General features: G+C 59.2%; 15 protein-coding genes and 1 tRNA gene. 7 read left to right on the forward strand and 9 right to left on the reverse strand.

The window, feature by feature from the left end:
* Positions 1 to 38: 38 nt before the first annotated feature.
* Entirely contained in the window at positions 39 to 290 is a 252-nt protein-coding gene (locus ACE1BR_RS05520) for a DinI family protein (protein WP_005352362.1), read from the forward strand.
* Between the two features lie 176 nt (positions 291 to 466).
* On the opposite strand, the gene ACE1BR_RS05525 is transcribed toward ACE1BR_RS05520, so the two are convergent.
* The 5 genes from ACE1BR_RS05525 to dcuC form a co-directional block, all read right to left on the reverse strand.
* Entirely contained in the window at positions 467 to 1,288 is an 822-nt protein-coding gene (locus tag ACE1BR_RS05525; protein WP_374868317.1) for a DUF2927 domain-containing protein, read from the reverse strand.
* Between the two features lie 26 nt (positions 1,289 to 1,314).
* Positions 1,315 to 1,818 carry a M48 family metallopeptidase gene (locus ACE1BR_RS05530; protein WP_374868319.1) on the reverse strand — a complete coding sequence of 168 codons (504 nt, stop codon included), beginning with the start codon at positions 1,816 to 1,818 and terminating at the stop codon, positions 1,315 to 1,317.
* A gap of 145 nt (positions 1,819 to 1,963) precedes the next feature.
* Positions 1,964 to 3,607 (reverse strand): hypothetical protein, encoded by a 1,644-nt coding sequence (locus tag ACE1BR_RS05535; RefSeq protein WP_374868321.1) that lies wholly within the window; start codon positions 3,605 to 3,607, stop codon positions 1,964 to 1,966.
* 189 nt (positions 3,608 to 3,796) lie between these two features.
* Positions 3,797 to 5,443 carry a bifunctional metallophosphatase/5'-nucleotidase gene (locus ACE1BR_RS05540; protein ID WP_374868323.1) on the reverse strand — a complete coding sequence of 549 codons (1,647 nt, stop codon included), beginning with the start codon at positions 5,441 to 5,443 and terminating at the stop codon, positions 3,797 to 3,799.
* A gap of 91 nt (positions 5,444 to 5,534) precedes the next feature.
* A complete protein-coding gene (dcuC, locus tag ACE1BR_RS05545; RefSeq protein WP_374868325.1) occupies positions 5,535 to 6,887 on the reverse strand; it encodes an anaerobic C4-dicarboxylate transporter DcuC in 1,353 nt (450 codons plus the stop codon).
* 195 nt (positions 6,888 to 7,082) lie between these two features.
* Here dcuC and ACE1BR_RS05550 point away from each other — a divergent pair, with 195 nt between their 5' ends.
* Both ACE1BR_RS05550 and ACE1BR_RS05555 read left to right on the forward strand, forming a co-directional pair.
* Entirely contained in the window at positions 7,083 to 7,547 is a 465-nt protein-coding gene (locus ACE1BR_RS05550) for a hypothetical protein (protein WP_374868327.1), read from the forward strand.
* 183 nt (positions 7,548 to 7,730) lie between these two features.
* Positions 7,731 to 8,351, forward strand: coding sequence for a DUF922 domain-containing protein (locus tag ACE1BR_RS05555; protein WP_374868329.1), 621 nt, complete (start codon positions 7,731 to 7,733; stop codon positions 8,349 to 8,351).
* Between the two features lie 85 nt (positions 8,352 to 8,436).
* Here ACE1BR_RS05555 and mnmC read toward each other — a convergent pair whose 3' ends face one another.
* Positions 8,437 to 10,455: a bifunctional tRNA (5-methylaminomethyl-2-thiouridine)(34)-methyltransferase MnmD/FAD-dependent 5-carboxymethylaminomethyl-2-thiouridine(34) oxidoreductase MnmC gene (mnmC, locus tag ACE1BR_RS05560; protein ID WP_374868331.1), complete on the reverse strand. Its 2,019-nt coding sequence runs from the start codon at positions 10,453 to 10,455 to the stop codon at positions 8,437 to 8,439.
* 90 nt (positions 10,456 to 10,545) lie between these two features.
* On the opposite strand from mnmC, the gene fabB reads away from it, so the two are divergent.
* Complete coding sequence (fabB, locus tag ACE1BR_RS05565; protein ID WP_374868333.1) at positions 10,546 to 11,757, forward strand: beta-ketoacyl-ACP synthase I; 1,212 nt, start codon at positions 10,546 to 10,548, stop codon at positions 11,755 to 11,757.
* Positions 11,758 to 12,044: 287 nt separating this feature from the next.
* Here fabB and ACE1BR_RS05570 read toward each other — a convergent pair whose 3' ends face one another.
* Positions 12,045 to 13,730 (reverse strand): aspartate:alanine antiporter, encoded by a 1,686-nt coding sequence (locus ACE1BR_RS05570; RefSeq protein WP_374868335.1) that lies wholly within the window; start codon positions 13,728 to 13,730, stop codon positions 12,045 to 12,047.
* A gap of 773 nt (positions 13,731 to 14,503) precedes the next feature.
* Positions 14,504 to 14,579, reverse strand: a tRNA-Asn gene (locus ACE1BR_RS05575).
* 133 nt (positions 14,580 to 14,712) lie between these two features.
* On the opposite strand from ACE1BR_RS05575, the gene uvrB reads away from it, so the two are divergent.
* The 3 genes from uvrB to ACE1BR_RS05590 all read left to right on the forward strand — a co-directional run bounded on the left by uvrB (position 14,713) and on the right by ACE1BR_RS05590 (position 17,817).
* The gene (uvrB, locus tag ACE1BR_RS05580) at positions 14,713 to 16,725 is read left to right on the forward strand and encodes an excinuclease ABC subunit UvrB (protein WP_374868337.1); all 2,013 of its coding nucleotides are present in this window, start codon (positions 14,713 to 14,715) and stop codon (positions 16,723 to 16,725) included.
* Positions 16,722 to 16,979, forward strand: coding sequence for a YkvA family protein (locus tag ACE1BR_RS05585; RefSeq protein ID WP_374868339.1), 258 nt, complete (start codon positions 16,722 to 16,724; stop codon positions 16,977 to 16,979). The genes uvrB and ACE1BR_RS05585 overlap by 4 nt, the downstream gene beginning before the upstream one ends.
* A 187-nt stretch (positions 16,980 to 17,166) precedes the next feature.
* On the forward strand, positions 17,167 to 17,817 hold the full coding sequence (locus tag ACE1BR_RS05590; RefSeq protein WP_374868341.1) for a DedA family protein: 651 nt from the start codon (positions 17,167 to 17,169) through the stop codon (positions 17,815 to 17,817).
* Positions 17,818 to 17,890: 73 nt separating this feature from the next.
* Here the strand turns inward: ACE1BR_RS05590 and asd are convergent, their stop codons facing one another.
* Complete coding sequence (gene asd, locus ACE1BR_RS05595) at positions 17,891 to 19,003, reverse strand: aspartate-semialdehyde dehydrogenase (protein WP_374868343.1); 1,113 nt, start codon at positions 19,001 to 19,003, stop codon at positions 17,891 to 17,893.
* Between the last annotated feature and the right edge of the window lie 237 nt (positions 19,004 to 19,240).

Below are 19,240 nucleotides of genomic sequence, written 5' to 3' on the forward strand. Positions count from 1 at the left end.
GGATAAAAATACAGTTATAAATCATGGAGAAGTTTCCTATGCGTCTTGAAATCATCATCGACAGAAAACATCAGATCCCGACCTCGACCATGGAGGCGCTGCGTCAGGAGTTGCTCAAGCAGCTTGGTGAAAAATTCCCCGATATCCATGTTCGGGTTGCGCCGGGCAGTGCCATGGCCCTGACCGTCAGCCGTGCCAGCAAGGAAGACAAAGAGTTGGCCGAAGCCATGGTGCAGGAGGTGTGGGAGAACGCGGATAGCTGGATGCCGGAAGAGAATGTTGCCTCCTGATCCCACACGGTCAGTGGATAATTCTGGTGTTGGATAATGGTCAGCGGATAAACGGGCATGCCCGCTAACGCGCCGCATATCCCCGGATAACAAAAAACGCAGCCACTTGGCTGCGTTTTTTGTGGGTGGCGCAAAGCGAGTCGTGGTTTTTCTGGCACTGGATAGTGCAATGTCTGTTACAACCCCGCCCAGCTTTTCAGGCTCTGTTGTTGGACCCGGCGGTCAGCCTCGCTGATCTCGCCTTTGGCACGCAGATCCTTGATGGCAAGTGGCAGGGCTGCGCGTACCTCGTCGCTGTTCATTCCCGCTTTGAGGGCCGGGTGGTAGGCGAGCTTGAGCAGTACATAGTCGAGGCCGGTCAAGAAGCTGTCGATGCTGTTGTCATTGAAGATGGAGGGGAAGACTTTGTCCGAGTCGTTCGGCAGCCCCATCACCTGGGTAAACTCCTCCACCACGCAGTCGAGAAAGCGCCCCTTGGCCCGGCTGTAGTCCACCGGAATGATGATGGTGGCACTGCTGATCTCGTGCTGCTGGTTGGTGGCAAAGTGGCCGATGCAGAGCCCCTCCTTGAGCGCGGCATTGACCGAAGGGGTATTGCCCATGGTGCGCTTGGCCCAGCCCTTCATCCGCTGGTAGTCGGTCATGATGAGGGTGAGGTTGGGCTTGCTGGTCACCATGCTGATAGGGTGGCCGGTGATGCGGGCGAGGTGGGCTGCTTGTACTTTGACTGCCTCCGCCTGCAGTGGCTTGTCCCCCGACTCGTTGATGAGTTGCAGCCGTACCGGTTGCTGCCAGCGGGTAAAACGGGGGTGAGCCGTTTCGTGATATTCCCGCTCCATGGCGATGGCCATAAAGCTCTCGGTGATATAGCTGTCGCTCTGCCAGCGCTCAGCCGCCTGGGAGAAGAGGGGGCAGAGCGCGAGCAGGCCAAACAGTGCACCCTGCCAATGGGGTCGGTCTCTTTTCCCTGCCGGGTTGCGAGGGGCGGTTGGGGGCATCTCTCCTCCTTGATACGAGATGGCGGTTAGCGGCTGGCCTTGTCGATATCGCGCCAAGTGAGCCAGAGCCTCAGATCAAACTCCAGTTGATGATAGTCCGGCTCCATGTGCTGGCAGAGCTGATAGAAGCTCTTGTTGTGATCCTTCTCTCTGATGTGGGCCAGTTCGTGCACCACGATCATCTTGAGAAAGGGCGTTGGCGCCTCTTTGAACAGGGCGGCGATGCGGATCTCGTTCTTGGCTTTGAGCTTGTTACCCTGCACCCGGCTGATGTAGGTGTGCAGGCCGAGGGCATCCTTGATGACGTTGATCTTGCCATCGAATACCACTTTTGACAGGGGCGCCGAGCTTTTGAGGTAGCGGTTCTTCAGCTCCATGGTATAGGCGAGCAGTGCCTTGTCGCTCTGGATCGGGTGGCTTTCGGGGTAGCGTTTGGCCAGCATCTCGCCCAGCTTGCCTGCCGCAATCAGCTGCTGTACCTGTGCCTTGAGGGGGTCGGGATAGCCGCCCAGATAAGTCAGTTCCGCCATGGTGTTACTCGTCACATCAAAAAGAGCGTCATTGTAGTTATCTCGGGCGGGCTTGCCTACTGGGGGCCGTCGCTGCAAGAGGCTCTGGCGCAATAAAAAGGGCGGCCATTGCAACAATGGCCGCCCTGTGGGGCGCGATGGACGCTCAGCGTCGACGATAGAGACCCGGATCGACCTCTTCGTAGTGGCTGGTCAGGTATTGATAGAAGGCAAGATGGGAGGGCGAGCTCGGTTTTTTAAGCTCCTCGCTCACCCGATCCGGCTTGGCGATGATGAACTTCGGGCTCTGGCGCTGGATATCGGCCAGCACCCGCTCGCGTACGTCATAGGGCGGATTGACGTTGGCAAAGAAGAGGTAGGCGGAAGCCGGCTGGCGATCGGTCCAGAGATAATATTGTGGCTGGATGCCATCGACCCAGATCTTGTCGCTCGGGCTGGTCTCTGCCTTGATCCGATCAACCCGTACCTGTGCGGCCGGATTGAAAGGGCGGCCCTTGAGGGTCCCTTCCCAGGCGTTGTTGAGCAGCAGCAGCAGCATGGCCAGTGTGGCCAGCCAGGGGGTGGCACGGCGAACATCCCAGGCTCGCCAGAGGGGGATGAGGATCAGCACCGGCAGTGCCCACAGCAGGCTGGTGCCGAGCACCTCGTTGACCCGTTCGAGGGACCACTCCTTGGTGCTCCAGCCGAAGACCAGCTGCTGGGCCAGCAGCCAGCTGGCGGTCAGCACCACCAGCGAGATGCAGAGCAGGCCGATGGCATCGGCCTGCTGTTCGCTGCGATCCAGCAATACCGCCAGCGGCAGCACCGCCAGTTGCAGATAGAGCACGTCGTAGTGATCGAAAACATGGCCGGAGACCGAGTTGGCGATCAGGGTAAACAGTACGCCAAACAGGGTCGCCAGCAGGGCGGGCAGATACCACTCCTGACGGCGGCTCAGCATCAGAATGATGAAGGCGGGCAGCAGCATGACCAGGCCGGTGCGCAGCAGGCCGACGGCGCCGACCATGGGAGAGAAGCCGTTGCCGTAGCTCCCCTCGAAGAAGATGTCGAAGGCGTAGTATTTGAAGGCTGCCAACAGATCATGTTGCTGGAAGTAGGCGTAAAGCGGGCCGCCAATCAGCGCCAGACCAAGCAGGCTGGAGATCAGCAGCAGGATGGCATCGCGCCACTTCTCGTGCAGGCACCAGTGGCAGAACAGCACCAGATACCAGGCGCCCCAGAAGGCGCCATTGTTGGTGCGCATCCAGGCGACGATGGCGAAGGTGAGGGCGGCCACCAGCGCGGGCCACCAGCGAAATCCCTTGTCCAGCAGCAGGGTGATAAAGGCCCACTGGGCGATGAGGGCGAGGTGGAAGGTCCAGTCTTCGGTCATGTTGCCGTAGTAGTAACGGGTACCGTAGAGGGCCAACACCGCCAGCATGGCACCGAGACGCGCCTTGAACGAGAGACCAAGCTGGGCAAATGCCTGCCAGCTGGCCAGCAGTCCGAGCCAGCAGAGCACCCACTCCAGCGCCCAGATCCCGACAAATCCCCCCAGACCGTAGCCCAGCGCATCGAGGGCGAAGATCATCGGCCCCTTGATGTCGATCATGTCGCGATAGAGCACACCCCCTTCACTCCACATCTTGCCCATCACCGCGAACAGCGAGGCATCAAAGCCCGGCGCCATGGCGTGAACAAGTGGGTTGCGCAGACAGAAGAGCAGCGCCAGCAGGGCGGTCAGTAGCACGATGGCTGGCTTGATGCCCGGGTTGACGCGAGGGGGAGTGAAACGGATGGAGTGATTCATGAAGTCGCCTGTTCCTGCAGCTGGTCTTGAAAGCGGGCCTATCTTGCCGAGCTAGTGAGTACGATGCAATGGGGTGGGCCCGTGTGGGACAAATATTCTCGAAAAAGCCCGGTTCCTGAAGGGAACCGGGCGCTGGCTGCGGCAATATTGGCCGTCAGGGGGATGTGGCAAAGCCATTTCCCCTCAGCATCATCTGATGTACTCAACCAGAGGCGGCTGCGCTGCCAGTGTGGGCAGGTGGCGAGCCCAGCGGATAAAGGCGTCGGCCAGGGTGATGCCGAGCTCCTGATTGTGTTGGGTCAGGGTACGAGTCAGCGCGGTGTAGCCCTCTTTGCCGGAGGCGGTATAAGCACTCGACACCCCGCGATAGATCTGCTCGTTTTCCACTGCTTGCCACTGGCCGGGGGCATGCTCCCATTCAAGCCGGGTGATGCGCTGACCCTTGGGCCGATCGGCCTGATAGGTGAAACGCACCCCCGCTGTGTAGGGGAAGCTGCCGTTGCCATTACCGATGACACCGTTGTTGGTGGCGTTGTCGATGGCGTTTTCCAGCGCTTCCGCCAGCTCGTGGCCATGGACCCGATAGAGAGTCAGTGGGATGGCAAAGGGGAGCAGGCGACCGGCGATATCAGCCTCGCTTAAGGGGCCAGGCTCCAGCGAGCAGCGCACGCCACCGGCGTTGTGCAGGGCAAAATCGACCTCACCTACCTGTTCACGGGCGGCGGTCAGCATGGCGCGGGCCACCAGCGGGGCTAGCTGGCTGCCGTGTGGCAAGGTGGCATCCGGCAGCCGCTGATGGGGCAATGGTGCCGCCAGCTGGGTGACGATGCGCATTGTCATGGTCTCGATCTCCGGCCGGTAGCGTTTGGCCAGATGCTGCTCAAGCCGTGCATCCGGCTCGCAGAAGGTGAGCCCGACGGGTGGCGTGGAGGCAAACGGCCAGGGCTGCCAGGGTAGCCACTCCAGCTGACCCTGACTCTGCACGACGCGGCCTGCTTCATCGAAGGTAAGCTCGCAGACACCGAGGCAGAGGGCGCTATGGCCAGCGTGCAGGATAGCCACCCCGTTGCTTATCAGGGGATATCTGCCTTCGCTTGGCAGACCGAGGGGGGCGAGATCCCCCAGCAGGCTGTGGGTATGGCCGCCGATGATGAGGCTGAGCTCGGGGAAGCGCTCGGCCAGCTGCTTGTCCTGATCCAGCCCGAGGTGGCTCAGCAGCACGATGTGGTGGATCCCTTCCCCCTTGATCTCCCGCAGCACCCGGGTGAGGGTGTCGGCCACCGTATGGAAACGGGTGTGGGGATCCGGATTGGCGATGGCGGCCATCTGGGCCAGGGTGATGCCGAGCAGCGCAAAGGGAACCCCATCGATCACCCGGCGATGCCAGGGTTGATGGGCATCGTAGAGGTGGGGGATATCCCACAGGCGAAGAGGCGTGTCGGCTGGCTCCTGGCTGTTGTCCAGATTGGCGGCCAGCACCGGAAAATCGAGTTGGCGCAAAAACTCCACTAGCGGACCGTTGCCCAGATCGAACTCATGGTTGCCGAGCACCATGGCATCGGGAGCCAGCATGGCGAGCAGGTCGGCGTTGGCGCGCCCTTTGAACCGGTTGAAATAGAGAGAGCCCTGAAAGGAGTCGCCACCGTGCAGAAATAGACAGCTTTGGCCAGTCGCTGCGGCTTGTTCACGCAGTTGGGTCAGGCGGGTCAGGATCCGGGCATAACCGCCGCACTGGGTACGCCACTGGGCTTCACCGACAGGGGAGAAGCTTATCGGCGCGCCATCGAAGTGGGAGTGGCAATCACTGAAATGGGCAAGTTGAACCGTAATACTCATCTCGGTCCTCCTTAGGGGAAAAATGAGCACCGAGTCTACTGCAAAGGGGGGGGATGATACCAGCCCGGCAGGATGCCGGGCTGGCTAAAGGTTAGGCGGGAACCATGATCTGGGTGGCGATGATCACGACCAGCAGACCGACACCCACCGGCAGGGAGGTACGTTTGACCACCTCGAACGGCGAGAGTTTACCCATCCCCGCACAGGCGACCACGACACCGGAGACCGGTGAAATGGTGCGACCCAGGTTGGAGGCTTGCAACATCGGGATCACCAGATAGGCTGGATTGATGCCAAGGCTGGTGGCCAGGTTGGGGATCAGCTCCACGAAGGCGTAGAAGGGGGCGTTGCCCGAGCCGGTGGTGAAGGCGGCCAGCGTGGTGATCACCACCAGTGACAACATCATGATCACGCCGCCCGAGCCGAGATCCTGCGCATGGGTCAGCAGGGTGTCGATAAAGCCGATGGTCATCAGACCCTGGGCGAAGACACCGGCACCGACCAGCAGCATGACCACACCGGCGAAGGCGTCAGCCATGTTGCGCCAGCAGACCTGCAAACCGTCCAGCAGCTCCTTGCCATTGCGGATACGGATGAGTTCCAGCAGGCTGGCCAGCACCATGCACATGACGATGATGGTGACGATATCCAACTGCGGGCCCCATTTGCCGTCAAATACCAGCACCCCGATGATGGGGGTGAACGGCAGGATGGCGTAAAAGGCAGGCGCGGTAGTCACCAGATCACCCGGGGCAACCGGCTCGTTATGCTCGCCAGATTTCTGGTCAAGGTAGCGCTGCCAGAAGAAGTGGGTGACCGCCATGCAGGCGATGGCCACCAAGGAGATTGGCAGGGTCAGTTTGAAGGCAAAGTCCAGCAGCGGCATGTTGGCGGCCTGAGCGGCCATCACCACGTCACCTGAAGTTGGGGCCAGAATGATGGCGGCCGGTGAGGCGCACACGGCTGCCGCTGCGCCACGGGAGATCCCCATGTTGACCATCAGCGGGAACAGGGTGGCCATCAGCAGTACGCCCAGACCGGTCGCGGAGCTCACTGCCAGCGACATGGCACAGGCGACCAGATAGGCAGCGACCAACAGGATGTAAGGGGATTTGATAATGCCAAGGGGTTTGCTGGCCAGTTTGACCAGAATGGTGTTAGCGCCGATATGGCTCATGTAGCCGGCGAAGCCGCACAGCACCATGATCAGCATCCCCAATCCACCGCCACGGTCATTGAGCAGGAAGCGGATATATTCGAAGATATCGGTCGCAATGTAACCGGTACTGACGACCTTGCTCGGCAGCACGGCTTTGCCCATCAGCGCGGTGGCGACCAGCAGCAGCAAGCCGCCGCTCAGCAACACCCCGGTCGCTGAGTATCCTTTAAAAATGGCACGGCCCACCACCAAGGTGACCAGGGTGCCAACAATGAGTTCCAGCATAAGTTGTCTTCTGGTTGAATGAGAGTGGAGGGAGTCTATTACTATAGGGGTAGGCTGGCGACTTCAAACCAGATGTTGTGTGAGCTAAATCAACGTTTCCCCCCGTAAACAGAATTAAAGAAAGGTAAATGCGCTTTACCCAGCGACTTTGACTGCCTAGGCTCGCTATTATTGGTTGTCTTTTGAGGCTTTTATGTGGCTATTGGCGATTTAATAGGCATTAAACGCTGTGTTTTTCTATTTTCATTGCTGTTTTTACCTACCCACGCATTTGCGATGAAAAATGATGGTTTTCATCAAACTGGTCCCCATCAGGCCGTTGCCATGCGGCTACTTATGGCCCCACACTCTTACGGGGTGCTGGTGGTGGCCGAAAGCGAGCAACCCCGCTTTGCCGCACTGGTATCCAAAACGACGGAAGCGAGCTGTTTGACCCGTCACGCCATCCGGGTTGATGGGGTGGTGCTGCTGACCACTCCCCGGTTTTACGTCAAAAAGGGAAAACGGGGCCTTTGCGAGCTGTGGCTCAAAGAGGGAGCTGATCAGAATTTTTTTGCCACTCGACTTAAAAATGATCATTTTATTCAGATAGATGGTCACGACATTAATGTGAAAAACTTCCACCTCGATTGGCAGCGCATCAGTCGGGGTGCTCAATAAAAATACAGTTTCTGCCTTGTGCCATACTCTGCTCACGCAACCTGTGAGCGTGCTCTTATTTCTGGGTACATCATTGTATTGCGCCGCCTCGTAGTCACACATAGGCTATATCCGTCATCTGTGTGGCGGTGGATTTCGCCAAGGTTGGTACTCCGCCCGTGCAATCAAGGAAGGTAGTCTGGCATGGTCAGCAAGTTCTATGGAGTCGTAGTGGGGGCCGGATTATTGCTGCTGCCCCTGATGGGTCAGGCTCAGCCAAGCCGACCACAAGTGGTGCCAGAGTCCCGCATCAATGTCCGCTTTTATGAGGTCAATGCAACCAGTCCGGACCAGCTTGCCCGTGCGATTGCCCAGAGTGCCCCCAAAGTGAATGGCAAGCCCGTACTCGGGAAAGCGAGCTATCAGCTCGATTGGCAGCTTGACACCGAGCAGCAGCAGGGGCTGTGCCAGTTCACCAAGGTGACTGTAACGACCCGTGCCATGGTCGAACTGCCCCGCTGGCGCCAGCGTGTGGGCAGTGGTGAAGGGCAGAGCAACGCGGTCGATCCGGCCCGTCAACGCTGGGCTCGTTTACTGGCCAGCATGTTCGACTATGAATCCCGCTTCAAGGAGATGGTGCAGCAGGGGGCCAATCAGGTAGGCGGCGCGATTGCTGCCTTGCCAGCCCACAGCGACTGTCAGGCACTGCGTTACGCCGCCTGGGCGGCGGGGCAGGGCGAGCTTGCGAAGATCCGCAGTCGAATGGCCGATTTTCAGCGGCAAACCCGTTATGGTGAGCAGCTCGGTGTTCACTGGCCCAGATAGTCTGACTGGCGCCATCTCATCTATAAAAGAGAAGAGCATAAAAGAGGCCGCCCCAGTGGGCGGCCTCTTTGTTTCAGGTGGCGCATTATGCCAGTGACTTGCCCTTGAGCAGCTTGCGCACCCAGTATCGCGCCGGGTGCAGCGCCTCCAGCAGATCGGCGGCCAGCGGCAGGGGATCACCACAGATCTCGCTGGCGAGCAGCTCGCCACAGAGTGGCGCCGAGCAGAGACCCCGCGAGCCGAGCGCCCCCAGCACATAGAGGCCGGGGTAAAGAGGCAGCGGTTGTGCGTTGTGCTGATCACGCTGCAGATGCGCATAGTGATCCGCCAGGCTTGCCAATCTGGCGATAGGTCCCACCACTGGCAGGTGATCCCGACTGGCGCAGCGCACCCCTACGCGGGCCTCATTGTCACTCACATCCACTTTAGCGGGCCAGGCTTGCTGCGGCAGACAGGCTTGCAGCCGTGTCTGATTCTGGATTTGCTCTTCGGCCCGATACTCAAGGCTGCTCTGGTTGCGGCCATAACTGGCGCCGATACAGTGCTGCTCGTTGTGCATCGGGGTGAGGTAGCCATCGTAGCAGAGCACGGTCTTGAGCTGACGCAAGCTGGCAGTGGTCGGCACATGGCTCACCTGACCGCGCACCGGATAGAGCGGCAGTTCGGCAAAGGGGAGCAGAGCCGGTAACTGGTGACCGGCTGCGACCACCAGATTGGGTGCCTGCCAGTGGCGGCCATCCTGGCTCTCTACGTGCCAGCCATCGGCCTGCTCGGCAACGGCGCTCACCCGGGTGTGGAACTCCACCTCAAGCAGGCCGCTAGCCTGCGCCTCTTGCAGGGCGGCGCGGGTGAGATCGGCTGGACAGAGCCAGCCCCCCAGCGGGTAGCTGACTCCTTCATGACCACTGGGCAGGCCAGCGACCGTTTCGGTCTCTACGGCGGTAAGGGGCTGCATCAGCTCGGGCGGGAAGGGGCCCTGACTCATTTTGGTCAGCTTGGCACGGGATTTGTCGTCATAGCCCAGTTGCACCACACCGCACAATTCGAAAGCAACGGGATGGCGCTCGGCCAGCATCAGTAGCCGTTGGCGGGCATAGCCAAAGGCTTGCGAATAGAAGCGCGACAGTGCATCGTGCTCGCCGTTCAGCAGCGGATAGAGCGCGCCCTGGCGGTTGCCGGAGGCACCGGTGGCCGGTTCGCCATCTTCACACAACAGCGTCACCTTGCGGCCCCGCTCTACCAGCGACAGTGCGGTCATGGCCGAGGCGATGCCGCCGCCGATGATCACAATCTCGCCATCCCTGCCTACCGGACGCGCATAGTGGTTAGCGATCGTCTGCGCGGGCACCTTGTCACAGCGTTCACCGATCAACATGGCCCACTTGGTGCCGTGGCCCTTGGTTTTCTTCATGGCAAAACCGGCGGCAATCAGGCCGCGGCGCACAAAGCCGGCACAGGTAAAGGTGGAGATGGTCGCATTTTCGCGAGCGAGACGGGCCAGACCATCAAACAGCGCTTGGGTCCACATCTCGGGGTTCTTGGCCGGGGCAAAACCATCCAGATACCAGGCGTCGACCAGACCCTCTGCCCGGTGCGGTACCAGCGGCAGCATATCCTTGATGTCGCCAAACCAGAGATCGAGGCGGATACGGCCACCCGCAAAGTGCAGGCGGTGGCAGCCGGATACCGGCAGCGGCCACTGGGCGATGAGATCCTTGCTCAAGTGGTCAAGTTCGGGCCAGGCCGCCAGGGCCTTGCGCAGATCGCCTTGGGTCAGGGGATATTTCTCGAAACTGATGAAGTGCAGACGGGAGCCGTTGCCGGATTGGGGCGCCTGTTCCAGGAAGGCTTGCATTGTCGCCAGAAAGTTAAGACCGGTGCCGAAACCTGTTTCACCTATCACGAAACTGTCACTATCGTGGTGCGAAAATCGCGCAGGTAGCCGGTTTTGCTGCAAAAAGACGTAGCGGGTTTCACTTAGACCGTTATTATTGGAAAAGTACACATCCCCGAAGTCACTGGAGACAGGAGTTCCCGCCTCATTCCAATCCAATCGGGCATGATGTAAGGATGTTTGACTCACGTTTTCCTCGGCTCGCGTCACAAAATCGCGGGCATTCTACGTGAAAGCAGACCAGTTTGGCAGCCGAAAGCGGGTAGACTTGGCGCCAGTTTTTCCAGACGAGATGAATTAATGAGAAGAGCAGTGATCACCGGTATCGGCGTCATCTCCAGTATCGGCAACAACAAGGAAGAAGTGCTGGCCTCCCTGAAAGCAGGTAAATCCGGCATCACCTATTCCGAGCAGTTCGAGCAGCACAACCTGCGCAGCCGTGTCTGGGGTAACATCAAACTCGAGCCGTCTGAACTGATCGACCGTAAAGTCATGCGTTTTATGGGTGACGCTGCGGCCTACGCCTATCTCTCCATGCAGCAGGCCATTGCAGATGCAGGTCTGGCGGAAGATCAGGTTTCCAACGAGCGTACCGGCCTGGTGGTCGGTTCAGGTGGTGCTTCCGGCAAGAACACTTCGGAGTCTGTGGACATCGCCCGTGAGAAAGGGGTCAAGCGTGTGGGCCCTTACATGGTGCCGCGTACCATGTCTTCCACCACCTCTGCCTGCCTGGCGACTCCGTTCCAGATCAAGGGTGTCAACTACTCCATCAGCTCTGCCTGCGCGACCTCTGCTCACTGCATCGGTCACGCCATGGAGCTGATCCAGCTTGGCAAGCAGGATGTGGTCTTCGCAGGTGGCGGTGAAGAGCTGGACTGGACCTCAACTATCCAGTTCGACGCCATGGGCGCCCTCTCTACCAAGTACAACGACACGCCGGAAAAAGCGTCCCGTACCTATGATGCAAACCGCGATGGTTTCGTTATCTCCGGTGGCGGCGGTATCCTGGTGATCGAAGAGCTGGAACATGCGCTGGCCCGTGGTGCCCACATCTATGCCGAGCTGACCGGTTACGGTGCTACCTCCGATGGCTATGACATGGTTGCCCCGAGCGGTGAAGGCGCCGTGCGTTGCATGAAGATGGCGATGCAAGGGGTTGGCAAGGTTGACTACATCAACACCCACGGCACCTCCACGCCGGTTGGCGATACCAAGGAGCTGGAAGCTATCCAGACCCTGTTTGGTACCAACGGTCCCAAGATCTCCGCGACCAAGGCAATGACTGGCCATGCGCTGGGCGCCGCCGGTGTGCACGAAGCGGTTTACTCCCTGCTGATGATGGAACACGGCTTTATCGCTCCCAGCATCAACATCGAGACCCTGGACGAGAAGGCTGAAGGTCTGCCCATTGTACGCGAGTACGAAGTGGCCGAACTCAATACCATCATGTCCAACAGCTTCGGCTTTGGCGGTACCAACGCCTCTCTGGTGTTCAGCAAGTTCAAAGCCTGATCATCCGGTTGATATGAAAAAAGCGCCTCAGGGCGCTTTTTTTGTCTTCGGGATCTGCCATCAAGCGTCGCAGAGCAGAGCAGAGCAGAGCAGAGCAGAGCAGAGCAGAGCAGAGCAGAGCAGAGCAGAGAGTAGCCGTCGTGGGTAGGGAGTGTGTTTGTGGCAAGAGGTCTGCACAGATGGCCAGTGTGACGGGAATGACCCCGCCCGGTTATTATGGTGAAAAACAGACAGCAAGAAGGGGAGCCATGCTCCCCTTCGTTATTGGCGTGCTGTGATGCTGCTGGCTAGAACCAGAAGCCGATGATAAAGGAGCCAGCCAGGGTCAGCATGACGTTGGCCACCGCATAGGTGCCGGCGTAACCGAGCGCCGGAATGGAGCTGTTGGCGGCCTCGTTGACCACATCCATGGCCGGAGCGCAGGTACGGGCACCGGTGATGGCACCGAGCAGCAGCGCCGGGTTCATCTTGAGCACCCAGACGCCGAACAGATAGCCCACCAGCACCGGCAAGGTGGTGACCAGCATGCCGGAGAAGAGCACCACCATCCCCACTTCGCTGAGGTGGTCGAGGATGCCGCCACCGGCTTTCAGACCCGTGCTCACCATAAAGACGGCGAGACCGAGATCCTTGGCCAGCCGCAGAGCGCCCGGCGGCACATAACCGACCGTCGGGTGGTTGGCCCGCAGGTAACCCATCAGGATCCCCGCCAGCAGCAGTCCGACCGCATTGCCGAGGCCAAATTCGATCTGGCCAAACACCAGCGAGACGGAGCCGATCAGCAGGCCGAGCACGAAGAAGGTGGTGAAGGCCACCAGATCTGTGGTCTGGCTGTGGATGCTGATAAAGCCGATCTTGTTGGCCAGCAGTTTAACCCGCTGCTTCTCGCCACTGATCTGCAGCACGTCACCTTTTTGCAGCATGATATTGCGATCGAACGGCATCTCGATCTGGGAGCGTACCACTCGGTTGAGGAAGCACCCTTTCTCGGTGAGGTTAAGCTCCACCAGATGACGGCCGACCACGGAGTCGTTCTTTACCACGATCTCTTCGGTGACGATCTGCAGATCCAGCAGGTTGCGGTCAAACACCTCTTTACCGTTGCGGTAGTTGACGTCCAGCTTCTCGTGGCTCTCGGGATAGCCGACCAGCGCGATCTCGTCCCCTTCCTGAATGACGGCATCGCCATCGGGGCTGGCCAGAATACCGTTGCGGCGGATCCGCTCCACATAGCAACCGGTATGGGGATAGATGCCGGTCTCCCGCAGAGTGCGGCCGCCGATCCAGGCTGCCAGCTCGGGGCCTACCCGATAGGCACGGATGATGGGCAGATAGGTCTTGCGACTGTCGCTGTCGGAGAGCCCCCGTTCACGGGCAATCTTCTGCGCTTCGGTATTGAGGTCGAGTCGTGCCAGTGAGGGAAGGTAGCGTACCACCAGCATCAGGCCGACCAGACCGACCAGATAGGTCAGGGCGTAGCCGATGCCCATGTTGTCGAGCACCGCCTGCATGTCGGTCTGATGGGGCAGGTTGAGCAACCCGCTGCGCAGGGCATCCTGAGCACCGACCAGCGCGGGTGTGGAGGTGAGGGAACCCGCCAGGATCCCCGCTGCCATCCCCGGCCCCAAATGGAAGAACTTGGCCAGTCCCACCGTCAGCAGCAATGCGGTCAGCAAGATCACCAGGGTCAGGGTGATGTAGTGGATGCCATCGCGCAGGAATACGCTGAAGAAGTGAGGGCCCGCCTCGATCCCCACACAGAAGATGAACAGCATAAAGCCGACGTTTTCAGTGGTGGCCGCAAATTCGAAGCCCATCTGACCGAACAGCAGGGCGGTGAACAACACACCAATGGTGTTGCCAATCTGGAAGTTGCCAAGACGAACTTTGCCCAGCAGCAGGCCGAAGGCCAGTACCACGAACAGCAGCAGAGAGTCGCTTTGATGTAGCAGTGTCACGAAATCTATGGTCATGCCCGGAAAAACCGAGGAAAAAAGTGGGGCCGATATTGTGCCGGATCTGGCCCCAATAAAGAAGCACAAGGGACCGATTAATCGGAAGTAATCGGACGCTATTTACAGCCCTGGCGGCGGGATAGGGGGGCTACCTGATGAAAGCAGGGGATTTTTGCTGCCGCTGCCGTTGTCAATTAGTGAAATATACTGCTCGCAACGGAAGCGGTTGGGGGTTGGGCAATATTTTAGATTCTGCTGTATAGCCGGTTGCCGGGGATCAGTTTCAGCAGATTCAACCGAAGGTGGTGAGCGGTGGCAAACAGTCAAATTACGATGGCGTTTGCCCACTCGCCCACGGGAAAAGGGCTGGCAAAAAGATATCTTGGAAAGGTGCCAATATGACCTGTTTGATCTCTGAGGTAGGGGGGGCGGTAAAACAGCATAAAATCAGGTTGGCTGGCAAAACAGGCTCCTGCCGGTCGCGATGACGGGCTATCCCGCGTCCTGACAGGGATTGCATCACTTACCCACAGAATCTGTGGATAACCCTGTTTATGAATCTTGTTCATGGGCCGCAAAGCCGCGCCAGTACTGGGGTGCAAGCGCTGTTTAAAAAATACCGCATGAAAAATGTTTGTATAAAAATCAAATAGTTAGATGTGACAGGAGAAAACTCTGTCGGGCAGAAGCGGGTAACAAAAGGGAGCGTCAGCAGCAAGAGGGATCTTGTGCATTAAAATCTGCGAAGGAGGGCACTAAAGTGGATAACTTGCACCGAGATGGTGAGGAATTGGCTCCCCCGACTGGACTTGAACCAGTGACATACGGATTAACAGTCCGCCGTTCTACCGACTGAACTACGGGGGAACATCAGGCAAGGAGGGGCACTATACAGAAGCCGTTCAGCTTGGTCAAGTCGTTCTCCGCTGATGGCGTGGGTGTACCGTTGCCAGCCCCTCGGTTACACTGCTCTACTTGCTGTTTTGTGTCGGGAGTGTTCATGAGCAAACTGTTCAAACTTGCCAGCCAGTTTCAACCCGCCGGGGATCAGCCCGCGGCGATTGCCCAGTTGCTCGATGGCATCGAGTCTGGCCTTGCCCACCAGACCCTGCTCGGGGTGACCGGCTCGGGCAAGACCTTCACCATGGCCAATGTCATCGCCACCCTCAATCGCCCGACCATGATTTTGGCCCCCAACAAGACCCTGGCTGCCCAACTCTATGGCGAGATGAAGGAGTTCTTCCCCGACAACGCGGTGGAGTATTTCGTCTCCTACTACGACTACTACCAGCCCGAAGCCTATGTGCCGACCACCGATACCTTTATAGAGAAGGATGCCTCCATCAATGATCACATCGAGCAGATGCGATTGTCGGCCACCAAGGCGCTGCTGGAGCGGCGCGACGTGGTGATCGTGGCCTCGGTGTCGGCCATCTATGGTCTGGGGGATCCGCAGGCCTACCTCAGCATGATGCTGCACCTGAAAGTGGGGGATGTGATCAACCAGCGGGATATCCTGCGCCGTCTCGCCGAGCTGCAGTACACCCGCAACGACATGGCCTTCCAGCGCGGCACCTTCCGGGTGCGCGGCGAGGTGATAGACATCTATCCTGCCGAATCGGACAAACTGGCGCTGCGGGTGGAGTTGTTTGATGAAGAGGTGGAGCGGCTCTCCCAGTTCGATCCCCTGACCGGCGCCATCGAGCAGACGGTGGTGCGCTACACCATCTACCCCAAGACCCACTATGCCACCCCGCGCGAGACCATCCTGGGGGCCATCGAGCATATCAAGGAGGAGCTGCGCAGCCGCCGCGAGCAGCTGATGTCCTTGAACAAACTGGTGGAAGAGCAGCGCATCAGCCAGCGCACCCAGTTCGACATGGAGATGATGCAGGAGTTGGGATATTGCTCCGGCATCGAGAACTACAGCCGCTATCTCTCCGGTCGGGCGCCGGGGGAGCCGCCGCCGACCCTGTTTGATTACCTGCCGGGGGATGGCCTGCTTATCATCGACGAATCCCACGTAACCGTGCCGCAGATTGGCGCCATGTTCAAAGGGGACCGATCCCGCAAGGAGACCCTGGTGGAGTATGGTTTCCGGCTCCCTTCGGCGCTCGATAACCGGCCGCTCAAATTCGATGAATTCGAGGCACTGATGCCGCAGACGGTGTTTGTCTCGGCGACTCCCGGCCCTTACGAGCTGGAGAAGTCAGGTGGTGACGTGGTGCAGCAGGTGGTGCGCCCCACCGGCCTGCTCGATCCGGAGATCGAGGTGCGTCCGGTGACCACTCAGGTGGACGATTTGCTCTCCGAGATCCGCAAGCGGGTTGCCATCGAGGAGCGGGTGCTGGTCACTACGTTGACCAAACGGATGGCGGAAGATCTGACCGAATATCTGGCGGAGCACGGGGTCAAGGTGCGCTATCTCCACTCCGACATCGATACAGTCGAGCGGGTGGAGATCATCCGCGATCTGCGTCTCGGCAAGTTCGATGTGCTGGTGGGTATCAACCTGCTGCGGGAAGGTCTCGATATGCCGGAGGTGTCGTTGGTGGCCATTCTGGATGCGGATAAAGAGGGCTTCCTGCGCTCTACCCGCTCGCTGATCCAGACCATCGGTCGGGCGGCGCGCAACCTCAACGGCAAGGTTATCCTCTACGGCGATACCATTACCAACTCCATGAAGGTGGCAATCGAGGAGACCGAGCGGCGCCGTGCATTGCAGCATGCTCACAACCTCAAGCACGGCATTACTCCCAAAGGGCTCAACAAGTCGGTGGGGGATGTGATGGACATGGGGGGCAGCCGCAGTGCAGGCAAAGCGGGCAAGGGGGGGCGCAAGGCCGCCGAACCGCAAGGGGAGTACCATGTTCGCTCTGCCAGCGAGATTGCCAAAGAGATCAAGCGGATGGAGGAACAGATGTTCCAGCATGCCCGGGATCTGGAGTTCGAACAGGCGGCGGCACTGCGGGACCAGATCCAGCGGTTGCGCGGCGAGCTGATCGAGTCATGAGCCGCAAACGCGGGCTGATCTGGCAACGACTGCGCCGTCTCTATCAGGGCTTTCGCCACCCAGGAACCCCTTGGTGGGCGAAGGGGCTGGTGATCCTTATCCTGCTCTATGGCATCAGCCCGGTGGATCTCATCCCCGACGTGGTGCCCTTGCTGGGCTGGTTTGATGACGTGACTCTGCTGCTGGTGTTGCTGTGGGGCTGGGAGCGCTGTTTACCTCCCACGGTACGCCAGGATCTGGAGGCGCTGACTTAGCGGCACAGTGTCTGCCCGCATACGATCTTCTCGTGCCATGGCTCTTGTTTTCTCTCGGGATGACACCGATAAAACGGTTTCATTTCAGAGGGACTCCTGCGGGAAGAAAAAGAGGCTGGGCCAGTGATTGTGAGCCGCCTGGCATTGGCGTAGACTCCACGCCGTTCACTTTATGGGTATGGAAAAAATGGATCTGATCCTGTTTGCAATCGACTTTATCCTGCACGTTGATGTGCACTTGAAAGAGCTGTTCGAGAATTATGGTGTCTGGGTTTACGCCATCCTGTTTCTCATCATCTTCTGTGAAACCGGGCTGGTGGTAACGCCATTCCTGCCGGGTGACTCCCTGCTGTTTGCCGCTGGTGCGCTCACCGTCGGCAGTGTGCTGGATGTGCATACCCTGGCCGGTGTGTTAATCATCGCCGCCGTGTTGGGTAACGTAGTCAACTACACCATTGGTCACTTCTTTGGCGAGCAGCTGTTCCGTAACCCGGACTCCAAAATCTTCCGTCGCGACTATCTGGACAAGACCCACGCTTTCTATGCCAAGCATGGTGGCAAAACCATCATCATCACCCGTTTCCTGCCCATCGTGCGCACCTTTGCGCCGTTCGTGGCCGGCATGGGAGCCATGACCTATCCACGCTTCCTGGCCTTCAATCTGGTGGGTGGTCTGCTGTGGGTGCTGTCGTTCGTCTATGCGGGCCACTTCTTCGGTAACCTGCCGGTGGTGCGTCAGAACTTTACCCTGCTGATCTTCGGCATCATCGGCATTTCGCTGTTGCCGATGGTGATCGGAGCGGTCAAGGCCAAGATGAGTGCTGCCAAAGCGGATTGATCCTTACCTGCGATAATGAAAAAGGGCGGGGAGTGTGACTCCCCGCCCTTGTTGTATCTGCTTCTGGAGCGGATTAGCGCGCCAGCAGGATACGCAGCATGCGGCGCAGCGGTTCGGCGGCGCCCCACAGCAGCTGGTCACCCACGGTAAAGGCGGCCAGATATTCGGGACCCATATTGAGCTTGCGCAGACGACCGACCGGAATGCTGAGGGTGCCGGTGACGGCAGCCGGAGTCAGCTCGCGGGCGGTGATGTCGCGATCGTTGGGGATCACTTTCACCCAGTCGTTGTGGGCAGCCAGCAGGGCTTCGATCTCGGCCAGCGGCACATCCTTTTTCAGCTTGATGGTGAAGGCCTGGCTGTGGCAGCGCAGGGCGCCGATCCGCACACAGAGACCATCCACCGGAATGACGGCGTTCTCGATACCCAAAATCTTGTTGGTCTCGGCCTGACCTTTCCACTCTTCACGGCTCTGGCCGTTGTCGAGCTTGGTGTCGATCCAGGGGATAAGGCCACCGGCCAGCGGCACGCCGAAGTTGTCCACCGGCAGGGTGCCGGAGCGGGTCTTTTCGGTGATCTTGCGCTCGATATCGAGAATGGCGGAGGCAGGGTCGGCCAGCTCGACCGCAACTTCGTCACGCAGCATCCCCATCTGGGTAACCAGTTCGCGCATATGGCGGGCACCGCCACCGGAGGCAGCCTGATAGGTGGCCACGCTGACCCACTCCACCAGATCGGCCTTGAACAGGCCACCGAGGGCCAGCAGCATCAGGCTGACGGTGCAGTTGCCGCCGACGAAGGTCTTGATGCCGTCGTTCAGGGCATGCTCGATGACGTCACCGTTGACTGGATCCAGAATGATGACGGCGTCTTTCTCCATCCGCAGGGAGGAGGCGGCGTCAATCCAGTAACCCTGCCAGCCAGCGGCTTTCAGGCGCGGATAGACATCCTTGGTGTAGTCGCCCCCTTGCGCCGTGATGATGATCTCCTGCTTGGCCAGTGCCTCGATATCGAAGGCGTCCTGCAGGGTACCGGCATCGACGCCGAAGTTGGGCGCGGCTTCACCGGCCTGGGAGGTGGTGAAGAAGGTAGGTTGAATATGGGCGAAATCCTGCTCTTCCTGCATCCGGCTCATCAGAACCGATCCCACCATGCCACGCCAACCGACCAAACCTACTTTTTTCATATTGTCCTACCCTGGATTGCTGCTAAAGAAACTCGCGGTGACACCCGTAACCTCTTGTCTGGCGACGCCCGTTTACAAGCGGTTTACAGGCCATTTAAAAATATGCGCTGCGAAAAATGCGTCTGTCCACATTACGGATTGTGACGGCGGGCGCAAGTCGAATTGCGCAATATTCTGTGCCGTTCGCTGCAATAAGCGGCAACAGCGCGACGAGGGACAAAATAGGGGGGGGGGAGG

Origin of the sequence: Aeromonas sp. MdU4, from assembly GCF_041929505.1 — a bacterium.
GTDB lineage: Bacteria > Pseudomonadota > Gammaproteobacteria > Enterobacterales > Aeromonadaceae > Aeromonas.